The sequence below is a fragment of the Pseudomonas sp. 8_5_2 genome (assembly GCF_059295255.1).
The window spans coordinates 3758230-3780166 of record NZ_CM181238.1; the positions used below are offsets into that span (position 1 = coordinate 3758230).

At 60.5% G+C, this 21937-nt stretch carries 30 protein-coding genes and 2 pseudogenes; 27 read left to right on the forward strand and 5 right to left on the reverse strand.

The features are described from left to right. Positions 1-33: 33 nt before the first annotated feature. The 3 genes from AC5O5R_RS17290 (at position 34) to AC5O5R_RS17300 (ending at position 2602) form a co-directional block, all read left to right on the forward strand. Positions 34-840, forward strand: coding sequence for an XRE family transcriptional regulator (locus tag AC5O5R_RS17290; protein WP_494514594.1), 807 nt, complete (start codon positions 34-36; stop codon positions 838-840). A gap of 475 nt (positions 841-1315) precedes the next feature. Beyond that, complete coding sequence (locus AC5O5R_RS17295) at positions 1316-1489, forward strand: hypothetical protein (RefSeq protein WP_494514595.1); 174 nt, start codon at positions 1316-1318, stop codon at positions 1487-1489. 99 nt (positions 1490-1588) lie between these two features. After that, positions 1589-2602, forward strand: coding sequence for a P63C domain-containing protein (locus AC5O5R_RS17300; protein WP_494514596.1), 1014 nt, complete (start codon positions 1589-1591; stop codon positions 2600-2602). A gap of 184 nt (positions 2603-2786) precedes the next feature. Here the strand turns inward: AC5O5R_RS17300 and AC5O5R_RS17305 are convergent, their stop codons facing one another. Further along, entirely contained in the window at positions 2787-3044 is a 258-nt protein-coding gene (locus AC5O5R_RS17305; protein WP_494514597.1) for a hypothetical protein, read from the reverse strand. 153 nt (positions 3045-3197) lie between these two features. Further along, positions 3198-3524 carry a DUF1654 domain-containing protein gene (locus AC5O5R_RS17310; protein WP_494514598.1) on the reverse strand — a complete coding sequence of 109 codons (327 nt, stop codon included), beginning with the start codon at positions 3522-3524 and terminating at the stop codon, positions 3198-3200. A gap of 1114 nt (positions 3525-4638) precedes the next feature. Between AC5O5R_RS17310 and AC5O5R_RS17315 the strand changes: the two genes are divergently transcribed. From AC5O5R_RS17315 to yejK, 6 genes are all read left to right on the forward strand, one after another. Continuing rightward, complete coding sequence (locus AC5O5R_RS17315) at positions 4639-5022, forward strand: response regulator transcription factor (RefSeq protein ID WP_276217342.1); 384 nt, start codon at positions 4639-4641, stop codon at positions 5020-5022. 17 nt (positions 5023-5039) lie between these two features. Beyond that, entirely contained in the window at positions 5040-5372 is a 333-nt protein-coding gene (locus tag AC5O5R_RS17320) for a hypothetical protein (RefSeq protein WP_494514599.1), read from the forward strand. Continuing rightward, complete coding sequence (locus tag AC5O5R_RS17325; RefSeq protein WP_494514600.1) at positions 5369-5869, forward strand: single-stranded DNA-binding protein; 501 nt, start codon at positions 5369-5371, stop codon at positions 5867-5869. Before AC5O5R_RS17320 ends, AC5O5R_RS17325 begins: the two co-directional genes overlap by 4 nt. 2 nt (positions 5870-5871) lie before the next feature. Continuing rightward, positions 5872-6033: a hypothetical protein gene (locus tag AC5O5R_RS17330; RefSeq protein WP_494514601.1), complete on the forward strand. Its 162-nt coding sequence runs from the start codon at positions 5872-5874 to the stop codon at positions 6031-6033. A gap of 81 nt (positions 6034-6114) precedes the next feature. Next, entirely contained in the window at positions 6115-6468 is a 354-nt protein-coding gene (locus AC5O5R_RS17335; RefSeq protein ID WP_494514602.1) for a hypothetical protein, read from the forward strand. Positions 6469-6515: 47 nt separating this feature from the next. Beyond that, positions 6516-7526: a nucleoid-associated protein YejK gene (gene yejK / locus AC5O5R_RS17340; protein ID WP_494514603.1), complete on the forward strand. Its 1011-nt coding sequence runs from the start codon at positions 6516-6518 to the stop codon at positions 7524-7526. Between the two features lie 2 nt (positions 7527-7528). Here yejK and AC5O5R_RS17345 read toward each other — a convergent pair whose 3' ends face one another. Then, positions 7529-7870 carry a hypothetical protein gene (locus AC5O5R_RS17345; protein ID WP_494514604.1) on the reverse strand — a complete coding sequence of 114 codons (342 nt, stop codon included), beginning with the start codon at positions 7868-7870 and terminating at the stop codon, positions 7529-7531. 44 nt (positions 7871-7914) lie between these two features. Here AC5O5R_RS17345 and AC5O5R_RS17350 point away from each other — a divergent pair, with 44 nt between their 5' ends. The 3 genes from AC5O5R_RS17350 (at position 7915) to AC5O5R_RS17360 (ending at position 11556) form a co-directional block, all read left to right on the forward strand. After that, positions 7915-9027, forward strand: a complete 1113-nt coding sequence (locus AC5O5R_RS17350; RefSeq protein WP_494514605.1) for a hypothetical protein — start codon at positions 7915-7917, stop codon at positions 9025-9027. A gap of 87 nt (positions 9028-9114) precedes the next feature. Further along, entirely contained in the window at positions 9115-10878 is a 1764-nt protein-coding gene (locus AC5O5R_RS17355) for a DNA cytosine methyltransferase (RefSeq protein ID WP_494514606.1), read from the forward strand. A gap of 21 nt (positions 10879-10899) precedes the next feature. After that, positions 10900-11556, forward strand: coding sequence for a hypothetical protein (locus AC5O5R_RS17360; RefSeq protein ID WP_494514607.1), 657 nt, complete (start codon positions 10900-10902; stop codon positions 11554-11556). 40 nt (positions 11557-11596) lie between these two features. On the opposite strand, the gene AC5O5R_RS17365 is transcribed toward AC5O5R_RS17360, so the two are convergent. Further along, a complete protein-coding gene (locus tag AC5O5R_RS17365; protein WP_494514608.1) occupies positions 11597-11899 on the reverse strand; it encodes a hypothetical protein in 303 nt (100 codons plus the stop codon). 180 nt (positions 11900-12079) lie between these two features. On the opposite strand from AC5O5R_RS17365, the gene AC5O5R_RS17370 reads away from it, so the two are divergent. The 10 genes and pseudogenes from AC5O5R_RS17370 (at position 12080) to pbpG (ending at position 17074) form a co-directional block, all read left to right on the forward strand. Then, complete coding sequence (locus AC5O5R_RS17370; RefSeq protein ID WP_494514609.1) at positions 12080-12403, forward strand: hypothetical protein; 324 nt, start codon at positions 12080-12082, stop codon at positions 12401-12403. Next, a complete protein-coding gene (locus AC5O5R_RS17375; RefSeq protein ID WP_494514610.1) occupies positions 12400-12669 on the forward strand; it encodes a hypothetical protein in 270 nt (89 codons plus the stop codon). The genes AC5O5R_RS17370 and AC5O5R_RS17375 overlap by 4 nt, the downstream gene beginning before the upstream one ends. After that, the gene (locus AC5O5R_RS17380) at positions 12666-12920 is read left to right on the forward strand and encodes a hypothetical protein (protein ID WP_494514611.1); all 255 of its coding nucleotides are present in this window, start codon (positions 12666-12668) and stop codon (positions 12918-12920) included. The genes AC5O5R_RS17375 and AC5O5R_RS17380 overlap by 4 nt, the downstream gene beginning before the upstream one ends. Continuing rightward, positions 12917-13300 (forward strand): phage protein NinX family protein, encoded by a 384-nt coding sequence (locus tag AC5O5R_RS17385; RefSeq protein ID WP_494514612.1) that lies wholly within the window; start codon positions 12917-12919, stop codon positions 13298-13300. The genes AC5O5R_RS17380 and AC5O5R_RS17385 overlap by 4 nt, the downstream gene beginning before the upstream one ends. After that, complete coding sequence (locus tag AC5O5R_RS17390) at positions 13297-13647, forward strand: hypothetical protein (protein ID WP_494514613.1); 351 nt, start codon at positions 13297-13299, stop codon at positions 13645-13647. Before AC5O5R_RS17385 ends, AC5O5R_RS17390 begins: the two co-directional genes overlap by 4 nt. 46 nt (positions 13648-13693) lie before the next feature. Next, positions 13694-14053, forward strand: a complete 360-nt coding sequence (locus tag AC5O5R_RS17395; RefSeq protein WP_494514614.1) for a hypothetical protein — start codon at positions 13694-13696, stop codon at positions 14051-14053. Positions 14054-14107: 54 nt separating this feature from the next. Beyond that, a pseudogene (locus tag AC5O5R_RS17400) lies at positions 14108-14600 on the forward strand (hypothetical protein). A gap of 222 nt (positions 14601-14822) precedes the next feature. Then, a pseudogene (locus AC5O5R_RS17405) lies at positions 14823-14987 on the forward strand (Arm DNA-binding domain-containing protein); the annotation flags it as partial. A gap of 84 nt (positions 14988-15071) precedes the next feature. After that, complete coding sequence (locus AC5O5R_RS17410; protein WP_494515470.1) at positions 15072-16016, forward strand: tyrosine-type recombinase/integrase; 945 nt, start codon at positions 15072-15074, stop codon at positions 16014-16016. A gap of 131 nt (positions 16017-16147) precedes the next feature. Further along, positions 16148-17074: a D-alanyl-D-alanine endopeptidase gene (gene pbpG, locus AC5O5R_RS17415; RefSeq protein ID WP_172226984.1), complete on the forward strand. Its 927-nt coding sequence runs from the start codon at positions 16148-16150 to the stop codon at positions 17072-17074. Between the two features lie 105 nt (positions 17075-17179). Here the strand turns inward: pbpG and AC5O5R_RS17420 are convergent, their stop codons facing one another. Further along, complete coding sequence (locus AC5O5R_RS17420) at positions 17180-17626, reverse strand: hypothetical protein (protein ID WP_172226981.1); 447 nt, start codon at positions 17624-17626, stop codon at positions 17180-17182. A 172-nt stretch (positions 17627-17798) separates the two neighbouring features. Here AC5O5R_RS17420 and AC5O5R_RS17425 point away from each other — a divergent pair, with 172 nt between their 5' ends. The 5 genes from AC5O5R_RS17425 (at position 17799) to AC5O5R_RS17445 (ending at position 21921) form a co-directional block, all read left to right on the forward strand. Then, the gene (locus tag AC5O5R_RS17425) at positions 17799-19133 is read left to right on the forward strand and encodes a lysine N(6)-hydroxylase/L-ornithine N(5)-oxygenase family protein (protein ID WP_494514615.1); all 1335 of its coding nucleotides are present in this window, start codon (positions 17799-17801) and stop codon (positions 19131-19133) included. A gap of 175 nt (positions 19134-19308) precedes the next feature. Beyond that, on the forward strand, positions 19309-20502 hold the full coding sequence (locus AC5O5R_RS17430) for a PepSY-associated TM helix domain-containing protein (protein ID WP_494514616.1): 1194 nt from the start codon (positions 19309-19311) through the stop codon (positions 20500-20502). After that, positions 20499-21038, forward strand: a complete 540-nt coding sequence (locus AC5O5R_RS17435) for a PA2404 family protein (RefSeq protein ID WP_172226972.1) — start codon at positions 20499-20501, stop codon at positions 21036-21038. The genes AC5O5R_RS17430 and AC5O5R_RS17435 overlap by 4 nt, the downstream gene beginning before the upstream one ends. Continuing rightward, entirely contained in the window at positions 21035-21355 is a 321-nt protein-coding gene (locus AC5O5R_RS17440; RefSeq protein ID WP_172226969.1) for a hypothetical protein, read from the forward strand. The genes AC5O5R_RS17435 and AC5O5R_RS17440 overlap by 4 nt, the downstream gene beginning before the upstream one ends. Beyond that, positions 21352-21921, forward strand: coding sequence for a DUF6162 family protein (locus AC5O5R_RS17445; protein WP_172226966.1), 570 nt, complete (start codon positions 21352-21354; stop codon positions 21919-21921). Before AC5O5R_RS17440 ends, AC5O5R_RS17445 begins: the two co-directional genes overlap by 4 nt. Positions 21922-21937: the final 16 nt, after the last annotated feature.

Consider the following 21937-nt stretch of genomic DNA (forward strand, 5'->3'; position numbering starts at 1 on the left):
CCGTGTATTTCATTTCGTGATGAAATCCCGCGCATGAATGAATCACTGAGCCAGCGCATTAAGCGCTTGAGAAAAGCGACGGGAATGTCCCAGGCCCAGCTGGCAGATGCTTGCGGCTGGAAATCGCAGTCACGAGTCGGAAACTATGAGGCCGGTACGCGAGAGCCGACGCTGGCTGATATTGCCGCTATGGCATCTGCTCTTGGGGTCGACCAATCCGAGCTACTCCTGAGCTCTGCGGTAGTGAATGAGGCTTCGGCGTCAGCCAAGAGTACGGCTGATCTCGTCAGGCTGATGCTCGCAAAGAGCGGGAAAGGAATTCCGGAGGAGGCCCGTCAACGCCTTCTGGCTGCGGCTGAGGAGCCGAGCGCCAGCAAAGTGGCCGCGGCTGACTTCGTTCGCCCAGGCCTAGTCGGCGATGAGGTGTGGATTGCCCACTATGACGTGCGCGGAGCAATGGGCGATGGGGAGGTAGCTCACGACTTCCCTGAAATGCTGCAAGACATCCGTGTGAGCCCTACCCACCTGCGTGAGATGGGGGTTGAGTTCAAAGAACATTTCCATCTGAAGCTCATAACGGGTGTCGGGCAGTCCATGGCCCCGACCATCAAGAGCCGAGACCCGCTGGTCGTGGACATCAGCATCCGAGAGTTCGTTGGCGATGGGGTCTACTACTTTTCCCACCAGGGTCACCAGTACATCAAGCGCCTGCAGAAGAAAGGCCGCGACCACTTCAAGATGATCTCGGACAACACCAATCATCCGCCTGAAGACATCCGGGTTGATGAGACCTATATCCAGGCCCGGGTACTGTTGGTTTGGAATGCGCACTTGGTGTGACTCGCGGTACAGGAACCGGATCACTGGCTAGGAGTTGGCGAGCCCTACCTAAAGGGGTTGGCGCCACTATCAAGGAAAAGATATGTCACGAAAGATTTTGGCTATTTTTAGCTTAGCGTTGGTCCCTGCGCTCTCGGAAGCTGCAACTCTCCATGTGCCATCCGACCCCAAAGCTACCTACACCATCTTGGCGCGGGATACCTCTGGTAATGAGCGTACGATCACAACTAAGCGTGTCGGATCAAGTGGCACCTCCTATTCTCGCCGTCTCTACAACTGCGCAGATCGCACAGTGAAGTACCTCGGCAGCGGTGAAACCCTGGAGCAAATGAAGGCCTCTCAGCCGGATCCTCGAATGGGGTCCATCGTCAGTGGTTCGATCGCCGATTACGTCGGCGCAGAAGCTTGCCGATAGGTTGAGGTCTTCCCATGCCCCTAACTAAGCCAAACCAGCAGCTGCGCCGAGACATGAAGGATGCTGCCTTCGCCCTGGAAAAGCGCCGCACTGGAGATCTTCCACAACGCCCAAGGCGGTGAGGAAGCCCAGTTCATGGAGGCGATCAAGCGCGTAGGCGAGCTGCATGAGCTGGCTGATCGGTTGGTGGGGTATGGGGATGAGGTGAAGGTGGGAACACTGCGCAAGAATTGAAAGCCCAACTCCGTTTATGCGTGCATTTAATTTTAATTGTTTGCCAATGCGTGCACTTTCAGAGTCTAATGCACGCATACCAACCGAGGAGTTGCACGCATGACTGAGCCAACGGGGAAAGCTAAGGGCGGGGCTGCTCGCGCCAAATCCATGTCAGCCGAGGAGCGCTCCGAGTCTGCCAAAAAAGCGGCCGATGCAAGGTGGGGGACACCAAAAGCACTGTACTCCGGCGAGCTTTCCATTGGCGAGTTGACTATTGATTGCGCAGTCCTTCCGGACGGAACTAGGGTTCTCTCGCAGCGAGGTATTGGTAGAGCACTAGGCAGAGGCTATGGCGGTAACAGCTGGCGGAAAAAGGACGATGAAGATGCCGCTGCAAAACTTCCCTTTTTCATGAATGCAAAACCTCTAATTCCCTTTGTTTCCAATGAGTTGGCGGCGCTGGCAAACTCTCCAATTGAGTATCGCCACGGCCAGGGCGGCGGCGTCGGACATGGGATCAACGCAACTGCCTTGCCGCAGATCTGTGAAGTTTGGCTGAAGGCCAGAGACGCGGGTGAATTGTCTGAGGTCCAGAAAAAAGTCGCTGCCAAGGCCGAGATCATCATGCGCGGCTTGGCTCATGTCGGCATCACGGCGCTTGTTGATGAGGCTACGGGCTACCAGGAGGTTCGCGACAAGCAGGCTCTCCAGGCAATTCTCGATCAGTACCTAAGAAAAGAGCTTGCCGCTTGGGCTAAGCGATTCCCGGATGAGTTCTACCAGCAGATGTTTAGACTTAAGGGCTGGCAGAGAAAAGATCTAAGCTCTCCTTCAAGAAGGCCTGGCGCAGCGGGTATGTACACTAACGACATTGTGTACGAAAGGCTGGCACCTGGGATAGTTCAGGAGCTGGAAGTGAGGAACCCAAAGAACGCTAAGGGTCACCGCAAGGGTAAGCATCACCAGCTTCTGACAGAAGATGTGGGCCACCCTGCGCTCGCACAGCATGTCCACGCTTTGATAGCTCTCATGCGTGCATCTTCTAGCTGGGAGCAGTTCATGCTGCTGCTGAACTCGGCCTTCCCCAAGAAAAACGACACAATGATGCTAGATCTCCAGGTCGAATCCTAACTTGAGTTTCTATCAAGCCCGCCTCGGCGGGCTTTTTTGTGCCTTCACGCTTTATTGACGACCTACCCTGCACAGTGAAGGCTCATCCGCTTCCCTACGTTAGCCCGCATAGCAGTGCGGGCTTTTCTTTGCCTGTGTTTTGCTGATGGCCGCAGGAGCTCTCTGCGGCCGTTCTTGCCTCTAATCAGGCGCGGATCACCTCAAGGCGATCCCGTCCAGCCGGTGTGATGGCGTTCTCCCCTTCATCGCTGATGCGATACCGTCCGGACACCATCTTGGTTATTGAGAACCGGACCAGCCCGCTTTGGGATAAGGCTTCGCCCGCTTCGAAGCTCATTGCCTGCTCCAAGTCGAAGATTTTGATTTCTCCGATTTTGTAGCGGGCGAAGGCTATCAGGACGTTATCCAATTCTTGTTGGCTGATCTTTCGAGCGACTTCCATTCGACCTCCCAGGTCATGAGAGTCCCGGTCCGTGGGATTGGAGGTAACGAACCGGGCGGGTTGTTGAAGGCGGACCGTACTACGCCACCATAGAAGTCGCTACTGGCTTTCCATCCATGATGGATGGGCGGGCAGGCCGTAGACATTTCCCAGTCAGAAAGGTGCCTCCTCCTCGACCCGCTCCTCCTGCCAATCCCTGTCCACGACTAGGTCGTCGCGATCTTCTGGTTTCTGCGCCTCCCACCTAACCGTGACGCTCTCGTCATCGTTGAACGTCAGGTCCAGCTCCGGCGTCTCGGCCAGCAGCCCCATCACCTCCTCCCACTCCATGTCTCCATCCGTGTCCAGGCGATGGATCGTCACCCAACGCTGTGACTGCGCGATCGGGTGATTGATCATCGACGACACCCGCAGGCTTAGCCGCTCTAGCCCGGTTACTTCTTGGCGTGCCCGAGGTGCAGCCTTGTTTTTGTTGGACATGTCGCTCTCCTTGTATATGTATATCCATACAGTATTTTTCCGAGAATACATCACGCCTTGTGAAAGGTGAATCCGCGTAAATGGAAAATTTCTCAACACAGTCTACGGAAAATAAATCACGCTTTGTGTTGACTTTAAAAACACATTACGTGATATTTGCATCCACACGCAGTCACACCGAGGACTGCAGAGGCTCTCACCGGCCGCCGCTCTTTACACAACCAGACGTGACCACCTCGACGCACCCAGGCCATCACCTGGGTCGGGACAAGCTAAGTCGTCGACCACGCAGCCTCTGGATAGCTGCCGGACTCCGTAATGGAGGACGCCAAACCATGCAGCCAGCCGGGAAGAACACCGAACACGAAATGTGTGACCCGGCCAGGTGGGGATAGCCGCGGCAATGAGCATGGTGCGGAGAACAGATTTCACTGGCTGGCCTTGGCGACAGGGCCAGACGGGAAATCAACCAAGGGCAGCGACATGCGTTCAAGACAGTACTACCTCACTCACGATTGCCCGCACTGCGGCGCCAAGGATGCCTTGGACGAATGGGGCGGCGCGCGCATGATGAGCTCGGCATGGGGGCACAGTTTCAGTTGTTGCAGTGACGAATGCGGTTTTGCGCTTGCGAAAACAGTGATCCCCGACCAGCAAACGAAAGCCGGCCGAAGGCGCCTGAAAGCTCTTTGGGAGAAGCTGGCCGGCCAGGCGCAGTACAGGCTTTCCGGCGAACCATATCCTGGTTACCCCTGGCGGTAGCAACAGAATCAACCAGCGCCACGTCAGCCTGACGTTAACTGCCCGATCCACCTGGTTCCCCATCACCAGGCTGCATCGGTGTGTGATCTGAATGCGCAGGCTGATGCGCGAACCGCACCTCGTTCGGCAGCTACTGAGGCACATCGAGTTAGGCGCCAACGCCGGGTATCAGCACCGGCCAGATCACACACCGATGCAGCCCGTAAGGCGCACGCCCGTGCGCTTTACAGCCCGTAACACTCACCACCATCAACCTTAAACGACTGCATTGGTCGTGGCGTTCGCCCTCCCCTGGTCCGGGAGGTACACGGCCGCGAGCGTCACGACCAATGCAGCCCACCGAGGACCCTTCATGGAAACGATCACTTGCGGCTCATGGATTGGCCAGCTCGGCAAGGCGCTGGCTCCTCGTGAGCTGGAAGCATTGTTGTGGGTGGCGCAAGGCCTCACCACCAAAGAAATCGCCCGCCAGATGGCTGTCAGCCCGGGCACCGTGGCCAACCGCATCGAGGCCGCGCTGTTCAAGCTGGAAGCCGGCCGCCGCATCGAGGCGGTCACCAAGGCGATGCGCCAACAGATCATCAGCCCCATCTGCATCGCCCTGGCCGCCCTCATCACCATGCACGCGGTAATCGACGACAGCGACCCAATGCGCCGCGACCGCCGCGCGCCGGAGCGCCGCACCGCCCAAGTTCGAATCGTTCGCAAGGCGGAAGCCTTGGAACTCCATGCCTGACCAACAAGGACCAACCCATGAACGCAGCCATCCGCAATAGCCGTGTGCAATACGCCCAGGTGCAGCAGCAGGCCGAAGCCGCCGCCGCCCAGTTCCGCAGCAACTCCCGGTTCTTCGTCCAGCAGGGCGAGAACAACAGCTGGGCCATCGTCGGCTCCGACGACAACCGTCTTTACGGCCAGCGCCGCCGCTACTTCGATGCGGTGACCTACGCCGAAAGCCTGGAGCGCGCGGTGAACGCAAAGTCGGTACCGGTGCTGAAGGTCAGCCCGCCTGATGACGCCCGCACCCGCTGGGCATCGCTGTGGGCCCTGGTGCTGATAGTCATGGCCGGAGCGTTCTCGTCATGAGCCGCGGGGTGAACAAGGTCATCCTGGTCGGCACCTGCGGCCAGGACCCGGAAGTGCGATACCTGCCCAACGGCAATGCCGTCACCAACCTCAGCCTGGCTACCAGCGAGCAGTGGACGGACAAGCGCTCGGGCGAGAAGGTCGAGCGCACCGAGTGGCACCGGGTTTCGCTGTTCGGGAAGGTCGCAGAAATCGCCGGCGAGTACCTGCGCAAGGGCGCCCAGTGCTACATCGAGGGCAAGCTGCAGACCCGCGAGTGGGAGAAGGACGGCATCAAGCGCTACACCACGGAAATCGTGGTCGACATCAACGGCGCGATGCAGCTGCTCGGAAGCAGGCCGCAGGGTCAGCAGCCCGGACAAGTGCCAGATCGGCAGCCAAGGCAACAACAGCGCCCGGCGCGCCAACAGCAGAACCAGCAGGCGGCGCCACCCGATCACGACAGCTTCGACGACGACATACCGTTCGCGCCCCTCCACCACCTCGCCGGTGCGTAGCCATGAAGCGCCGGCAGCTGGTCCACCCTACCGCGTACTACCTCGGGCGGGCCTGCCGATACAACAGCCAGTCACGCGATGCCCAGCCATACGGCTGGATGACCGTGGACTGCGGCTGGTGGCTTGCCGGCTGGCATGACCGAGACATGGAGCTTTCCGCTTGAAACGCATCACCGCGCGCGTCCGGCACGGCCGGCGCCAGCAGCACATAAATCTGCCGCCCAGCGGCTTGGGAGGTACTGGCGATGGCCGAGGAAAAGACCGGAGTCGCGAAGCACTCTGCGGATTACCGGGCCCGGAAGAAGGCTGTGGCCGAGAAGCTGGGCATCGAGAAGCTGTTCTTCAACATGCCCGCCGGGATCAAGGCTGCCATGGCCGCAGAGATCCAGCACCACGGCTACGACCAGGTGCAGGAGCTCTGGCAGGACCTGGCTCTGTCGTGGATTGCCCAAGACCCTGAAGAGCGCTCGCGTCGACTTGAACGACCTGACGCGCCAGCTTTTTACATCTCGCCAAACCTAGCGCGCCAGTTCGAAGAAGAGAGCTTGCGCGATATCCGTCGCAACCCAGGCGACGAAATCGTACCGCCCGACCTTTAACACCCTTATCTAAATGACGCCGCCATCCGGCCACCGGAGGATCACCCATGCCCATTCGCCACGCAGTGATGCACTTCATCGACAAGAAACCGGACGGCAGCCCAGCGGTCCTGCACCTGGCTAGCTCGGAGCTTCCGGCTAGCGCCGCCATCGACAACCTGCTGTTCGAAGTGAACGGCACCTACAACGCCAAGACCGGCAAAGGATGGGGCTTCTTTCACCCCGTGTCTGGTGCCTACCCACTCAGCGGGTGGTTGGGCAAGGCCATGATCGACGAAATGACGTTCCTTGACTTCACCCGTACTGCGGCGGAGCAACTGACTAAGCTGATGGAGGAGTCGAACCTGTCGGCCGGCGGTCACGTCTTGTTCGCGCTGTACACCCAGGGCATGACCGATTACCTGATGATCGCCGTCCTACAGCAGGTCGAGACGGTAGCCGTCGCCCATGACCTGACCGTGGCCACCTCGCGGCAGATCGATTCCCGAACCTTGCACTTCGCCGCTCGCATCAACCTGAGCGAGTGGAAGAACAACCCGGCGTCACGGCAATATGTATCCTTCATCAAGCCGAAGGGCGGTCGAAAATCCACTGCCTACTTCCGCGACTTCATTGGCGCGCAGGAAGGCGTCGATGCCCCGGGCGAGACTCGCACCCTGCTCAAGGCGTTCAGTGACTACGTCGAGCGTGAAGATCTGCCGGAAGACGTAGCCCGCGAGAAAACCCACACCCTGGTTGAATACGCAGCCGCTCAGACCAAGCTCGGTGCGCCGGTAGCCCTGCAGGAGCTCTCCGAAATGCTCGATGAGGATCGGCCACTGAACTTTGCCGAGTTCCTCCGCGACGCTGACTACGGCCTATCGCCGGAAATCCCAGCGGATAAGCGCACCATCAACCAATTCCGCCGCTTCACCGGCCGCGCCGAGGGCATGTCAATCAGCTTCGAGGCGCACCTACTTGGCAAGCTCGTCGAGTTCGATCAGGACCGCAGCAGCCTCACCATCAAGAACCTACCGACGCAGCTGATTGACCAGCTCAAGCGTTCATCTGCAGCCTGACATCAGCTCAGATTTGGGGGCTCGTCAAGCTCTTCATAGGCAGCAGAAACAGCGACCCGCAATGCGCCGCTAAGGCACAGAGCCTTGAGTTGTTCTTCGGCGCCACGCATAGCGTCGGCGCTGGTTCGGAAATTCTGGGTGGTTGGTATTTGTTTTGACCTGTACTCGGAGCCCGCCTTCACACGGACATTAGCCTCACCCTGCCAGGGGCCTTCGCCGAGTGAAGTTGCAGACAGGAAGTAGTGAACCCCGGCGAACACGCTATCGAACTTCATCCCCTTGCCCTCGCTATCTGGTCTTGATGGTTCTTCGTCATACCGCACCATCAAAGAAAACTCAACCATGCCGCATCCGGCCACGGAGGGCGGCGCATGCATGGAGAAGAACAATGCCACAGCTCAACCGCAGCGCCAGCGTCATCTTCGGTGATGCCGAGATCATTATCCGCGAGCCACACCCCGGTCGTCAGTCGTGGGACCAAGAGAAAGCCTGGGAGCGCGGGTACCGCAACCAGGTGCTGAAGCGCATCGTGCAGACGCTCAATCGCATGGGCTGGACCTGCTCCATGCCTGAGCTGCGCGAGCGCGACAAGCATGACCAGTACGGCATCGCTGAAAACTTCCGCCGCAACGAACGCCTTTGCAGCAAGGGAGACCTCAAGGCCGACCTGAAGCTGTCCGGTGCGACGATCACCTTCGAGATGTTCCAGAATGTGAACGCGCCCGATCGCCCTGACCATGATGGCCGGTACCAGAGCGACAAAGAGAAGCACATGCCCTACATCATGCGCCTGGAGATGGAGCGCACCCGCCGAAGGATCCGTACCTACCTCTGCAACATCTTCAGCGGCTACTACTTCGACACAGAGGCGATGAGGAAATTTGGGAACCAGAAAGTAGGGCCAGGCCACCTCACGGCACTCGCACGGATTCAGTTGTACTACGAGCAGTCTTGTCACTTCAAAGGCGAGAACTGGGAGAAGTACAAGACCGGCGCTGGCATGACCTACAACCTCGACTCAGCAGAGGGCGTGAATCTTGAGCACGGTCAAGCCGTATGGTTTACCGACCGTAAAGGCCGCTGGCAGCGGGGCCAGGCTCTCTACAACATCAACAATATGTGGTGGGTAATCACCGGGCCGTATAGCTACACCAACCTCTGCTGCAGCGAACTTCATACGATTCCGCCTGAACTGCCAAAGATCAAAGCGAACCTGGCTCGGCGGCGCAAGCGCCTTGAGTCGCTTATGTCCCAGGCCGCGGCCAAGATGGACTTCAAGCGCGCTGAAGTGCTGAAGAACATCCTATTCCCACCTCAGGAATCGCTCTACATGATCTGGACAGATCGACACGGTGGTGCCTACTTCGGGCCTAGCTACAGCGGCTACACCAGCGACACGAACAAGGCTGGCAAGTACACCCGCTCCGAACTCAAGCCTTACCTGGGGGACGCCGACGAGAAAGACAGCCTTCGCGCCGTTCCGGTTCACGTAGCAGCCTGACCCTCCCGCGCTGCCCGCCAGCGCCTTCCCCTATTCAACGATAACGCCTCCCCGGCGAGGGCGGCGCCTGCCTGCAAGGACCACAATATGACGTGTATGACCTCCCTCGCCCTGCCCTTCGAAAAGGAGCTGGTCGTCGATCTCTTCGCCGGTGGCGGCGGCGCCAGCAGCGGCATCGCTGCGGCCTACCGGGAGCCGGATGTGGCGGTGAACCACAACGAGATCGCGCTGGCCGTGCATCGCGCTAACCACCCGCAGACCGAGCACTATGTTGCAGACGTTTTTGAGGTCGACCCAATATTAGCCACCAAAGGACAGCCGGTAGCCATTCTGTGGGCTTCACCCGACTGCCGCCACCACAGTAAGGCTAAGGGTGGGAAACCCCGCGACACGAAGATTCGCGGCTTGGCCTGGGTGATCATCCGCTGGGCCTACCAGACGAGCCCGCGCTTGATCTTCTTGGAGAATGTCGAAGAATTCGCCGACTGGGGACCGATTGACGATGAAGGGAAGCCGATCAAGGCATTGAAGGGCAGGACGTTCCAGGCATTCGTCGATGTGCTGGGCAAAGGGATCGCTGAAGATCACCCGGACCTACCGGAAATCCTGGCGGAGATTGGGGAGTATGTTCCGAAGGAGGCCCTGGTGCGCGGGCTTCGGTACAACTTCGAGCACCAAGTGCGTGTTGCAGCGAATCAGGGAGCCCCAACTATTCGCAAGCGCCTATATGGGGTGGCCCGTCGCGACGGTAAGCCCGTGGTGTGGCCAGCGCCGAAGTTCCACAAGCAGCCGACGAAGAGCCAGCAACCTTGGCGCCAGGCGGCAGAGTGCATCGATTGGAGCCTCGAAGGGCGCACCATCTTCCGAGATGCGCCGCTGGTAGAGAACACAATGCAGCGGCTTGCCAAAGGCCTCTGGCGCCACACTCTGGCTTGCAATGATCCGTTCATTGTCCCGCTTCGTGGAACCTCGAAGTCACATACAAGCACCCATGGCATTGAAGACCCCGTATCCACGGTGAGCGGTGGCGGAACACACCATGCGCTGGTCAGTGCTCATGTCACGCATCTCACACACCATGGCGACCGATCAGGCTACCCGGTGACCGATCAGGTGAAGACTGTCACCGGCGCGAACCGCGGGGAACAAGCTTTGGTCTCGGCCTCCCTGGTCACTCTACGCAAAGGGTGCGTGGGCGCTGTAGCGAACGGCCCGCTCAGCTGTATCACGCAGAGCAGCGGCCATCATGCGATTGCATCGGCTCACCTCGAGCAAGCAAACGGCGGGTTCTACAAGGGCGACGGCCGTGCTGCAGATACCCCTTTCTCGACAGTGCTGGGCAAGGGCGCAAACCAGCGCGTAGCTACTGCCTACTTGGTTAAGTACTACGGCGCCGAGAAGGACGGCATCTCTGTCCGAGAGCCAGTGCACACTCTTCCGTCGAAAGATCGAATGGCCGTGGTAGAGGTTGTGCAACTGCACAGCCACACGCTGACGGACGAGCAGTTGGCAGGCGCCAGGAAATGTGCAGCGTTCCTGCGCAAATATCTTCCTCAGCACTTCAGCGAGTATGCCGACGTTGTAATGGTCGGCAGCTACGTGCTCATCGACATTACGCTGCGCATGCTGCAGCCGCACGAGCTCAAGCGCGCACAGGGATTCCGACCGGACTACATCATCGACCGGGGGCTATTCCTCGACATCGTCACCGGCCAGCTCTACTGGAAAGAGGTCAACAAGACCGACCAGGTGAAGCTGATCGGCAACAGTGTTTGCCCCCAGGAAGCAGAGGCGTTGGTCGCGGCCAACGCATCGGACCTTATCGAACTCTATCAGCGCCTGGCGGCCTGACGCCGCCAGCAGGAGACACCCATGCCCACAGAAAACCGATCCAGCAACACCGAGATTGTCAGCGTGCCGCGCGAACTGGCCGAACGCATCCAACTGCGCCTTGATCACGCGGCGTCGGCGTTCAAGGTTGCAAAGCCTGAGCGCGACCAGTTCCGCACCCTGTTGGCCAAGCCGGCCCCGCAGCCCCACGCCGAGCCGATAGCGTGGATGGTTGGTACTGCCTTCTGGTGGACCAAAGAAGAGGCAGACCGGGATGCGGCGGCTACTGGGCTGCCAATGATTCCGGTCGGACCGCTGAGCAGTAGCGCCGAGGCAGATCAACTGCGAGAGGTCATCAAGCACTCTGACGCGCAGATCATGCGGCAAAGCATGCGGACTTCGAATCAACGCGCCCAACTGGCCGAGCGGGATGCGCAACTGGATAGCGCCCTGGACGATATCGAAGGTCTGATTGGCGCCGTAAGGCACTACAACAAAGGTCACCAGCTGCACAACGAAGAAGGCACCCTGCGCAAATACCGTGCAGCCCTGTCCGCCAGCGCAGAGCCTAGCCAAGACCATGTTGTTGAAGCCGACGAAATGGTTCGGCTCGAAGAGCATGTTTGCAAAGGCGCCAATGAACTCGGGAACGCTTGCGGCAGATGCCGGCGCTGCATAGAAAACGCCTGGGCTCGCTAAGAGTACACCTGTACTCCTCCCAACTGTAACCCCGCCCCCTCTATTTCGAGCAGGCTACAAGCTTCTCCGTTTTAGCCAGGCCCTCGGCGGCGATTCGGCGAGCGCGCCCCACACCCCAGACCAGTGCCCTGGTCATCGATTCGCCTGGGCGGGAGTCGAATGCCTCCTCGTGGAGCGCAGCGCCAGCCGGCGCATAGACGCCGATAAACATCTGCGTGCTGCCCGTCCGCGACAGCCTCACCTGAACATCGATAAACGTCCCGTCATCGAGAGTTTCGTCATGCTCCCGGTGGTGGAGTGTGGGATCCGCCCACTGCCAATAAACGTTTCCGCGAATTCGCATGCCGCCTCCTATGACTGACGTCTTTTGTGTATGGCCAAAGACCACCATAGCGAAGCGGTGCAGCTGCACAACCGGAAAAGGCCGAACTGTGAACTGAATCGGACCACCGGCCGAAAAACCTCCACACATCCAATAATTTGTACAACTTATTGCCGCGATATAGCGGCTAAGGACGAAATCGTGCCTGAAGAAAAGCAACTGATTCAGCCGGTAGCCATTGCGCGTGATGAGCACGGCTTCTGGACTCACCCTGCATGGCCATCCACGGAAGATGAGTTGATTCCCTATGCCTGGTTCCATGATCGCGGCCTGGACATAAAGCAGGTTGATTTTGAGTACGACGCACCAGAAACCCTGCAGGGAGCCTGGTATCACGACGGAACGGCAGATTGCACCAGCTGGAACCCTACGCAACCGGCGGGTGATGGCTGGTTCATCTTTTCCATCCATGACACCGAGGACGGGCCGATCTGCGTGTGGGTACGCCACAAGGTGGCAGCATGACCCGCCTCGCCCTATGCCTCCTGCTGCTGGCCACCGGCGCCAGCGCAGATCCCCGCGAAACACGAGGCCTGCCCTATGCATTTCAAGTGTTTCACGACGACCAGCGCGCAGTGACGTGTTGGTCCTACTCAGGCGGCTTGAGCTGCATCCCCGACAGCCAGCTGCAGGGCGGCAACCAGCGCCAGCTCTCCCCGCACGAAACACAACCCGAACCTACACCCGCACTGGCGCCTGGGCGCTGGATTGATGAGAGGTATGAGCTGTGAACCGGACGAAAGAGCGGCTGCGTGCCGCGGTATCCGCAATGAGTCGAACCGGCAAGCGCGATCTTGGGCTTCACCTGTTCATGATTATCTTCTGCCTCATCGTGCTCGCCATCGGCCTCCCCTTCATTTGGCTGCTCCAGTTCTTGCCCGATTGGGCCTGGTATCCGCTCGGGATCGTGTTTCTGATCTGGATGCTTTTCGGCGACACAATAGCGGCAGGCTACCGAGCATACCGAGGTGATCAGCCATGACCGACCTGATCGAAGTGAGGGTATCCAACCTGATCGGCGCGCCGCTGGACTGGGCGGTGGCCATGGCAACCGACGCCGCTGAAATTGGGATCGGTGATCATGGCGTCATCTGCATCTACGACACCCCAGAAGGCGGCTGCTGGACGAACTTCTATCAGCCGTCCATTGACTGGAGCCAGGGCGGCCTGCTGATTGACAGTCATCGGGGCAGCGCACATCACAACCAGCACCTGCAGGACAGCAGCTGCCATTACAGCGCCGGCCCAGCAGGCGCCGGCATCTGGCTATACGGGCCGACAGCATTGGTTGCCTTCTGCCGAACCCTCGTGCTCACCAAACTCGGGGATACCGTCAAAGTTCCGAAGGAGCTGATGCCATGAGAACCCTTGGCGAGATCATAGAGGCCGCGCGATCCGGCGAACGCCCCGACTACGACGAGCTGCGCCTGGCCGTATGCGCCATGGACCTGCTCATGACATTCGATCGCCAGGCCATTTGGAAACTGGCCGAGGGCGAGCAAAAGGGCAAGAAACCGATTCTGGTCTGGAGCAGCCTCTGGCAGCGCGACGAGAACTTCACGCGAGTGAAAAGAGCCATGGCCAAAGATCCAAAGTCATACCTTGGACCCAACTACGACCCCGACAGCCCTGCGGCGCAAGAGCGACGGCGCATGTCGATCGCCATCATGGAAGGTGTTGCACGCCGAGCACAGGAGAAGAACCAATGATCCTGCCCCTGATGTACATGGCCTACCTGGTATGGAAGGCGCCGCGATGAGCAACATCTTCGGAATCACCGATGAGGAGTGCTTCGAGATCATGCGGGCGGCCGACGAAGCGCATACCCAGTACCTTATGGATCAGCAGGCGCGCAATTCCCCTGTGCTAGAAGTGGTAAAGGCGCTGGTAGGTGCTGAGGTGTTCGCCCAGGTCGAGGAAGAGATTGAAGCGGCCGAGAACACCTACGACTACGAGATTGTCGACGAGCCGGCCGGCGCACCTCAGGACAACGGCTTTGCCCTCGGCGACGTGTACGTCGATCAGGAGTGCGGCATGTCCGGCGATGACTTCTCCGGCACCGTAGCCCTCCCCCTGCCTGACGGCCGCTATTTCCAGTTCGCTTTCAACTGCTAACCCCTCCCCCTATAAATCAAGCCCGCCGGCACAGCTCGCGGACGAGGATGACCTATGTCCGCAACCGAACGATTCCACCACACCGCGAACGACTGCCTGGAGCGCCTGGCGGCCGATCTCTGGCCGGAGGCCAAGCTGGCTCTGGTCATTTACACCCCTGGTAAGCCTGAGCTCGACATCGTGTTCAAGGACAGCGGCCTCAACGCAGATGAGGTCGTGAGCACCCTGCGCCGGCGCGGCGGCCTCAGCCTCGATGGCGAGAACGCCTACAAACGGGCTAGATGTGATCGTCGGCGCCATGGCCGGCGGCAAGCACAACAGCAACCCGCCGCCTGCTGATCACTGGGGCCAAGAGTTTTGGGATATCGGCCGGGCCGAGGGCGCACTGCAGGAAGAGCTGATCCAGGCACTCCGCCTGGCTCGCAAAGAACTGGACGCGTGCCAGCGGGTTATCCACTACGCCGGCGGTCTCGATCCGGCGTACGTGAATGATGCCCAGGCCGCGATCAAGCTGGCCGACGCAGCGCTGTCTAAGACCCCGGCCTGACCACCAACCTGCCGCCACCGGCGGCGTGGAGACCATCATGCAAGACGAAGAGCGCCAGCCGGTGGCCTATGTATCTGACAAGGTCCCGGAAGAGAAAATGGCCGAGTTGGTCGGTACGACCAAGCGGGCCCTGGAAGGCAAGCGAAGCCGCGGCGTGATCCCTGAGGGGGTCTGGAAGAAGATCGACGGCCGCATTTTTTACAGCATCAGGAGATACGAAGCGTGGCTGGAAGGAAGCTGGGGCTACCCACTGGAGTCGAATTCATCGGCAAATCAATCCGGATCCGTTTTACTTGGAACGGTGAGCGTCGATCCGAAACTCTCGCGTACCCCCAGACCGTCAAGGGGATCAAAACGGCAGCCGATCTACGCGCTCAAGTAATCAGCCTGGCCAAGCATGGAGTTCTGGACGAAAAGCGGTACGCCGAGCTCTTCCCGACTTCGAGCTATACCGCCCCAGCCAATGAACTCATGTTTGGCGAGTATGCGCAGAGCTGGCTAAACAGCTTGGAAGTGGTGCATGACACCCGGGTCAACTACAAGGGCCTGATGAACAACTACTGGATGCCCCATCTGGCGACTCTGCCGATCAAGGCCGTAACGCCAATGGTGCTAAGGGATGTGGTCGCGAAGACCGAGTGGAAGAGTTCGACAGTCAAACGCGCCGCGATTGCCAGGGTCAAGGCAATGTTTCGAGCGGCGGTCTATGACGAAGTTGTGGATAGGAACCCAGCGGCATCAATCCAGCTGCCGCAGAAAAACAGAAAGCAGATCGACCCGTTCACGGTTCAGGAGGCTGACGCGCTGATCCAGTGGATGTATGCAAACTTCTCCCGAGCCAACCAGGTGTTCGCAGCTTTCTACGAGTTCGCACTCTTTACTGGCATGCGTACAGGCGAAATCATGGCGCTGCGCTGGGATGAGATCGACTTTGAGAAAAAGACCGCCCACATCTGCCGGATCGTGGTCGAGAACCAGGTGGTTGATCGCACCAAGACCAGGTACACCCGTACCGTGATGCTGAACAGCCGAGCCCTGGGCGCCTTGGCCAGAGCGCAAGAGGTGGCGCACTATCGGTCCAAGCAATCACGTCGGGTGTCTACAGAGTCGCCGTACATCTTCCAACCTGCCGGGAAGTCTCCCCACATGATGAGGCCTGAAACGCCGGCGTACCACTTCAATGAGGCGATCGCAGCCCTGAAAATTCCTGCCCGACCGCAGTACAACTGCAGGCATACCTATGCCACGATGTGCCTTATGTCGGGCATGAACCCTGCCTTCATCGCTGGCCAGCTCGGGCACTCGGTTCAGGTACTGCTCACGACCTACGCCAAGTGGTTGAATTCAGCCAACGACTGGACCGAACTGGCGAAGCTGGAGACGAACGTAATTGGTACAGAATTGGTACAGGATTAAATATCGTTCACCTTGCGCCCTTTAGTCATAAGGCATTCGACACCATTTGGGCCATACTCCACAATGCATCGGTTTTTTGGGGGAAAACCCTTGCACAGCCAACGACATACCAACCTTTAGTGAGCCTCAACGTGAAAACATCCCTGTCCATCCTCAGCCTGCTGCTGTTGCTCACAGGTACTGCGACCCTTCCGTCGACCGCTGCTGCACAACCCCCGGCCCAGGTCCAGCGTGACCCCTCCAAGCTGCACCTTGCTTCAGGCAGCGCCTTGCTGATCGACCTGAACAGCAACCAGGAGCTGTATTCGAGCCACGCCGACCGTGTGGTGCCGATTGCCTCGGTGACCAAGCTGATGACGGCAATGGTGGTGCTGGACGCCAAGCTGCCCATGGATGAGATGCTCACCATGACCATTGCCAACAACCCGGAAATGAAAGGCGTGTATTCGCGCGTGCGGTTGGGTAGCCAACTGGACCGCCGCGAAACCTTGCTGATTACCCTGATGTCGTCGGAAAACCGCGCGGCCAATACCCTGGCCAACGCCTACCCCGGCGGCTACCCGGCGTTCATCAAGGCAATGAATGCCAAGGCTCGCAGCCTGGGCATGGCACACACCCGCTACGTCGAGCCGACCGGCCTGTCGACCCAGAACGTGTCCAGCGCCCGCGACCTGGCCAAGCTGCTGATGGCCTCGCGCAAGTACCCGATGCTTAGCGAGCTGTCGACCACCCGCGAAAAGACCGTGGCGTTCCGCAAGCCCAACTACACCCTGGGTTTCCGTAACACCGACCACCTGGTGAACAAGAGCAACTGGGACATCAAGCTGACCAAGACCGGTTTCACCAACGAAGCCGGGCACTGCCTGGTGCTGCTGACCCGCATGGACAACCGTCCGGTGGCCATGGTGATTCTTGATGCCTTCGGCAAGTACACCCACTTCGCCGATGCCAGCCGTATGCGCCAGTGGCTGGAAACCGGCAGCGCCAAGCCGGCGCCGGCAGTGGCCATGCAGTACAAGTCGGACCGCCAGAGCAAGAGCCGGCTGGCGTCCGAGTAGTTGCCCGACATGGCGCCCCTTCAGGAGCGGGTTCGAACCCGCTCTCATAGAACTGCACATAACTTACTGATTTAGCAGGGACCCTGTGGGGTGGCCAGTCAATAGCTAGGCCGTGGCGCTGACCATTCCGCCCGCGCTGCTGCCGCCTTCCTGCTGCAACAGCTCCAGCAACTGCGCGGTCGCTGCGAGGATCAGCCCGTTGAGGGTGGCAATGCTCGCCTGCTTGGCCCCTATCGCGGCCGTCTTGGCAGCCTCGTCCATCTTGCTGTTCTGCAACGCAGCCAGCTGCTTCTGTTCCTCGGCCAGCTGCTTCTGCAAATCCTTGATCAGCTGACGCAGTTCCTTCATCGACTCCGATTCGCCGCTGTCTTCACTGTCTGCAGGTTGCGCCTGGCTACCCGCCGAAACCTTCATGCTGTCGCTACTCACGCTCAACGGGCCCAGTGCCTCACCGGCCTGTCTGGCCTGCTCGCGCTCGGTGGCGGCGGTGGCGCTCAGTGCCTGCGCTGAAACGCCGTTGATCATCAGGTTGCCTGCCGTAATTCCACTCATGTCGATTCCCTGCTTCGAAGTTGGGTCCCTGCCGTAACCCCCCTATCGGCCGCGCCACGCAGTTCTTTAGCCCCCTTAAATTCCCCCGCGGGTGGCTCGTTCCAATCTGTACTTGCGCAGGAGCCGGAGCCCCGGCGGGCGTCCACATTCGACCATTCAGGGAATCGCAGCCATGAGCCAGTCTGCACAGCAGGAAACCATCAAAGATCTGATCGGCGTGGGCTTCGGCCCTTCCAACCTGGCCTTGGCCATTGCCCTGGAGGAACTCGCCGAGTCCCAGGGCCATGCCCTCGACGCGCTGTTCATCGACAAACAGCAGGACTACCGCTGGCACGGCGAGACCCTGGCCACCCAGAGCGAGTTGCAGATCTCGTTCCTCAAGGACCTGGTGTCGCTGCGCAACCCCACCAGCCCGTACACGTTCGTCAATTACCTGCACCAGAAGCAGCGCCTGGCCGACTTCATCAACCTCGGCACCTTCTACCCCTGCCGCCTGGAGTACAACGACTACCTGCGCTGGGCCGCCGAGCATTTCGCCACCCAGGCGGTGTACGGCCAGGAAGTGCTGCGTATCGAACCTGAGCTGCACGGCGGCCGGGTCGAACACCTGCGCCTGGTATCGCGCGACGCACAGGGCCGCGAATACAGCCGCCGTACCCGTTCGGTGGTGGTCGGCAGCGGCGGCACGCCGAAAATTCCGGAAAAGTTCGGCGCGTTCAAGGACGACCCGCGGGTATTCCACCATTCCCAGTACCTCAGCAGCCTCAACAAGCTGCCGTGCAGCGCCGGCAAACCGATGCGCATTGCCGTGATCGGTTCTGGCCAGAGCGCCGCCGAGGCGTTCATCGACCTCAACGACAGCTACCCGTCGGTCAAGGTCGACATGATCCTGCGCGGCTCCGCCCTCAAGCCCGCTGACGACAGCCCGTTCGTCAACGAGATCTTCTCGCCGGACTACACCGACCTTGTCTACAACGAACCGGCCGACCAGCGCAGCAAGCTGCTGGGCGAATACCACAACACCAACTACTCGGTGGTCGACCTCAACCTCATCGAGCGCATCTACGGCATCCTCTACCGGCAGAAAGTCGCCCACCAGCACCGCCACAACGTGCTGTGCCGGCGCCAGGTAGAGGCGGTGGTGGCCACCCGCGACGGGCTGGAGCTGACCCTGCGCGACCTGGCCACCAGCCAGCAGCAAACCCACCGCTACGATGCGGTAATCCTGGCCACCGGCTACGAACGCCGCTCGCACCGCGACCTGCTGGCGCCGCTGGCCGGCTACCTGGACGATTTCAGCGTCGACCGCCATTACCGCGTGCTGGCCAGCCCCGACCTGCAGGCCTCGGTGTACCTGCAAGGGTTCTGCGAGAACAGCCATGGGCTGAGCGATACCCTGCTGTCGGTGCTGCCGGCGCGCGCAGCAGAAATCGGCCAGGCGCTGTACCACGACCTGGCGCAACTGCACGGCAGGCCGCAAGCCGCAGTGGCCATGACCCGCGCCTGACCCCTTCGCCAGCTACCGAAAAGCCGGCCTGACGCCTCGTGCGCAGGCCGGCTCTTGTCGTTTGAAACATTTGCTTGCATTTAAAAAGGCAGGTTTTCGATTCTCATTCGTCCTTATCAGTACAGCCCTCTTTGGTTGGGCACACGCTCGACCACCCATTGCAGAAGACCGTCTGATGGCCAAATCACCGAAAAAATCCAAATCCAGGCTGTGGTTCCTGGTCCACAGCTGGCTAGCCCTGCCGATCTGGTTCTTTGTGCTGATCGTCTGTTTTACCGGCATGCTCGCCGTGGTCAGCCAGGAAATTGTCTGGTTGGCCGACCCGGCCGTGCGTGCCAACAAGCCCGATACCGATGTCCAGCGCATGAGCTTCCAGCAGGTGCTGGAGGCCTTGAACAAGGCCGAGCCGGACATGGTGGTGGAACGGCTGAGCCAGCCGGATGGTTCGCACTTTGCAGTGAAAGCAAACGTGACCCTGCCCGACGGCACCAGCCCGACGCTTTATGTAAACCCCTACACCGGGGCCATCCAGGGCAAGACCCCGGACTTCAACTTCGAGGCTTTCACCCGCGCCCTGCACGGCTGGTGGCTGGTGCCGTTCACCAATGGCTTCAGTTGGGGCTGGTATCTGGTGTCACTGCTCGGCCTGCCCATGCTGGCTTCGCTGGTCACCGGGCTGGTGGTGTACAAGAAATTCTGGAAGGGTTTCTTCAAACCGGTGCGCACCGGCCATGGCGCGCGAATCTTCTGGGGCGACCTGCATCGCCTGGCCGGGGTCTGGTCGATCTGGTTCATTGCGGTCATTTCCATCACCGGCACCTGGTTCCTGATCCAGGCAATCCTGTTCGACAACCACATCACCATTTCCAGCCGGCCCATCGTGCCGGTGATCGCCCGTGAGGACGTACCGCAAACCGCGGACGGCAGCCCGGCACCGCGCATCGACCTGGATGAAGCGGCGCGCATTGCCGGCCTGGCCATTCCGGGGCTGGAAATCAACTTCATTTCGCTGCCAGCCACCGCCTACAGTCATGTCACCCTGGCCGGGCCGGGCTGGTACCCGCTGATGTTCCAGAGCGCCTCGGTGAACCCCTACACCCGTAATGTCGACAGCCAGTTCGAGATCAGCGACCGCTCCGCCCTGGAGTTCGTCACCGAGTCCATGCGCCCGCTGCACACCGGTGACTTCGGCGGTTTGCCGATCAAGCTGGTGTGGTTCTTCTTCGGTCTGGTCCTCACCATGATGGTGTTCAGCGGCTTGCTGATCTGGACCAGACGCACCGCCCAGGCCACCGCCGCCGCCATCAAGCGCAGCGAGCGGGCGCCGCGGGCGGCACGCAGTGAAACCACCGTGGAGATGCACCCATGAGCCAGGCCCAAGCCCTGCCCGCGAGCCCGCTGAAGCAGTTCTGGCTGAAGTGGCGGTTTCACCTGAACATTCTGCTGATCCTCATTCCGCTGGGCTTCATGCCCAAGTACTTCGCCGACGCCAGGCTGTTTCGCGGCGACGCCGGCCTGGGCGCCAACCTGATCAGCGACATCCAGGTCGGCCCCTATAGCCTGAGCCTTGCCGAACTGCGCGACGAGCCGCCACGCGCCGACGGCCCGGCCGGCAACTTCAAGTCGTTCAACGCTGCGCTGTGCAAGGCGTGCGTCAAGGACGTCAAGGCGGCCTACCTGCGCATCGGCAAACCGCGCAGCCTGCGAGCCGCCGGCACGATTTTTTTCGGCGCGCCGTACAACATGGGCACCTCGCTGCCGATCCCGCCGCGCACCAAGCCCGACGCACAGATCTGGATCACCCTGGAAGGCTGGGACGGCAGCATGCACCAGGCGTCGGTCCCGCTCGCCAAGGCATCGCCGGCCACCGTGGCCTGGCTCGAAAAACAAGGAGGCAAGAAATGAAACAGCTGCTACGCACCCTCGCCCTGCCCCTGCTGGCGCTGGCCGCCAGCCCCGCCCTGGCGCACAACCCGATGTGCGAGTGCGAAGAGCTGGCCAGCGGCCAGGTCAAATGCACCGGTGGCTTCTCGGACGGCAGCGGTGCCCCCGGAGTGACCCTGGATGTGATCGGTTACGACGAGCAAGTGCTGGTCGGCGGCAAGCTGGGCGACGATTCGACGTTGACCTTCAAGCGCCCTGACGGCGAGTTCTACGTGCTGTTCGACGCCGGCCCCGGGCACGTGGTGGAAGTCGACTACGCCGATATCCCGCAGCCATGAGCCGCGCCCAGGTGATTCGCCCGGCCGGCGCCGGGCACGAAACCCTGTATGTGCTGCTGGTCAGCCTGCTGATCGTGGTGCTCGCTGCCAGTGTGGTGCTGCTGCGCGGTGAGCGTGAGGATGAACAGGCCATTGCCAGCCACCAGATCGACGCCCGCCGCGACCTTACCGCCGCCGAGCAAGGCCTGTACACCGACCTGCGGGTAGCCTTCGACGAGATCCAGCTGCTGCGCGAAGAAACCGCCGCCACGCCCAGCGTGCCGGCCCTGGCCGAAGAGGGCCTGCCGCCGTTCGTGGTCGATGTCGGCAGCCAGAGCCGCGGCGGGCACCAGTGGTCATGGCTGGATGCCGGCGCCTACCTGGGGCGCAGCCAGGCCCCAGAGGTTGCCGGCAGCCTGCTGTTGATTCTGCCAGCCGACAGCAGCGGCCAAGCCGATGTCTGGCTGCGCCGCGACAGCGCCGCCGTGCCCCCGGACGACCTCGGCCAGGCCGCATTGATCGCCGCCGGCTGGCAACAGGTGGTCAGCCACTACGACGCCGGGGTTACCCGCGAACACCGTCACTGAACCGAAGGACTCTCCC

Excerpts from the sequence above, each read along its gene's own strand:
- AC5O5R_RS17290 (WP_494514594.1), top strand. The coding sequence starts at position 34 with ATGAATGAATCACTGAGCCAGCGCATTAAGCGCTTGAGAAAAGCGACG.
- AC5O5R_RS17295 (WP_494514595.1), top strand. The coding sequence starts at position 1,316 with ATGCTGCCTTCGCCCTGGAAAAGCGCCGCACTGGAGATCTTCCACAAC.
- AC5O5R_RS17300 (WP_494514596.1), top strand. The coding sequence starts at position 1,589 with ATGACTGAGCCAACGGGGAAAGCTAAGGGCGGGGCTGCTCGCGCCAAA.
- AC5O5R_RS17305 (WP_494514597.1), bottom strand. The coding sequence starts at position 3,044 with ATGGAAGTCGCTCGAAAGATCAGCCAACAAGAATTGGATAACGTCCTG.
- AC5O5R_RS17310 (WP_494514598.1), bottom strand. The coding sequence starts at position 3,524 with ATGTCCAACAAAAACAAGGCTGCACCTCGGGCACGCCAAGAAGTAACC.
- AC5O5R_RS17315 (WP_276217342.1), top strand. The coding sequence starts at position 4,639 with ATGGAAACGATCACTTGCGGCTCATGGATTGGCCAGCTCGGCAAGGCG.
- AC5O5R_RS17320 (WP_494514599.1), top strand. The coding sequence starts at position 5,040 with ATGAACGCAGCCATCCGCAATAGCCGTGTGCAATACGCCCAGGTGCAG.
- AC5O5R_RS17325 (WP_494514600.1), top strand. The coding sequence starts at position 5,369 with ATGAGCCGCGGGGTGAACAAGGTCATCCTGGTCGGCACCTGCGGCCAG.
- AC5O5R_RS17330 (WP_494514601.1), top strand. The coding sequence starts at position 5,872 with ATGAAGCGCCGGCAGCTGGTCCACCCTACCGCGTACTACCTCGGGCGG.
- AC5O5R_RS17335 (WP_494514602.1), top strand. The coding sequence starts at position 6,115 with ATGGCCGAGGAAAAGACCGGAGTCGCGAAGCACTCTGCGGATTACCGG.
- yejK (WP_494514603.1), top strand. The coding sequence starts at position 6,516 with ATGCCCATTCGCCACGCAGTGATGCACTTCATCGACAAGAAACCGGAC.
- AC5O5R_RS17345 (WP_494514604.1), bottom strand. The coding sequence starts at position 7,870 with ATGGTTGAGTTTTCTTTGATGGTGCGGTATGACGAAGAACCATCAAGA.
- AC5O5R_RS17350 (WP_494514605.1), top strand. The coding sequence starts at position 7,915 with ATGCCACAGCTCAACCGCAGCGCCAGCGTCATCTTCGGTGATGCCGAG.
- AC5O5R_RS17355 (WP_494514606.1), top strand. The coding sequence starts at position 9,115 with ATGACGTGTATGACCTCCCTCGCCCTGCCCTTCGAAAAGGAGCTGGTC.
- AC5O5R_RS17360 (WP_494514607.1), top strand. The coding sequence starts at position 10,900 with ATGCCCACAGAAAACCGATCCAGCAACACCGAGATTGTCAGCGTGCCG.
- AC5O5R_RS17365 (WP_494514608.1), bottom strand. The coding sequence starts at position 11,899 with ATGCGAATTCGCGGAAACGTTTATTGGCAGTGGGCGGATCCCACACTC.
- AC5O5R_RS17375 (WP_494514610.1), top strand. The coding sequence starts at position 12,400 with ATGACCCGCCTCGCCCTATGCCTCCTGCTGCTGGCCACCGGCGCCAGC.
- AC5O5R_RS17385 (WP_494514612.1), top strand. The coding sequence starts at position 12,917 with ATGACCGACCTGATCGAAGTGAGGGTATCCAACCTGATCGGCGCGCCG.
- AC5O5R_RS17390 (WP_494514613.1), top strand. The coding sequence starts at position 13,297 with ATGAGAACCCTTGGCGAGATCATAGAGGCCGCGCGATCCGGCGAACGC.
- AC5O5R_RS17395 (WP_494514614.1), top strand. The coding sequence starts at position 13,694 with ATGAGCAACATCTTCGGAATCACCGATGAGGAGTGCTTCGAGATCATG.
- AC5O5R_RS17410 (WP_494515470.1), top strand. The coding sequence starts at position 15,072 with ATGTTTGGCGAGTATGCGCAGAGCTGGCTAAACAGCTTGGAAGTGGTG.
- AC5O5R_RS17420 (WP_172226981.1), bottom strand. The coding sequence starts at position 17,626 with ATGAGTGGAATTACGGCAGGCAACCTGATGATCAACGGCGTTTCAGCG.
- AC5O5R_RS17425 (WP_494514615.1), top strand. The coding sequence starts at position 17,799 with ATGAGCCAGTCTGCACAGCAGGAAACCATCAAAGATCTGATCGGCGTG.
- AC5O5R_RS17430 (WP_494514616.1), top strand. The coding sequence starts at position 19,309 with ATGGCCAAATCACCGAAAAAATCCAAATCCAGGCTGTGGTTCCTGGTC.
- AC5O5R_RS17435 (WP_172226972.1), top strand. The coding sequence starts at position 20,499 with ATGAGCCAGGCCCAAGCCCTGCCCGCGAGCCCGCTGAAGCAGTTCTGG.
- AC5O5R_RS17440 (WP_172226969.1), top strand. The coding sequence starts at position 21,035 with ATGAAACAGCTGCTACGCACCCTCGCCCTGCCCCTGCTGGCGCTGGCC.
- AC5O5R_RS17445 (WP_172226966.1), top strand. The coding sequence starts at position 21,352 with ATGAGCCGCGCCCAGGTGATTCGCCCGGCCGGCGCCGGGCACGAAACC.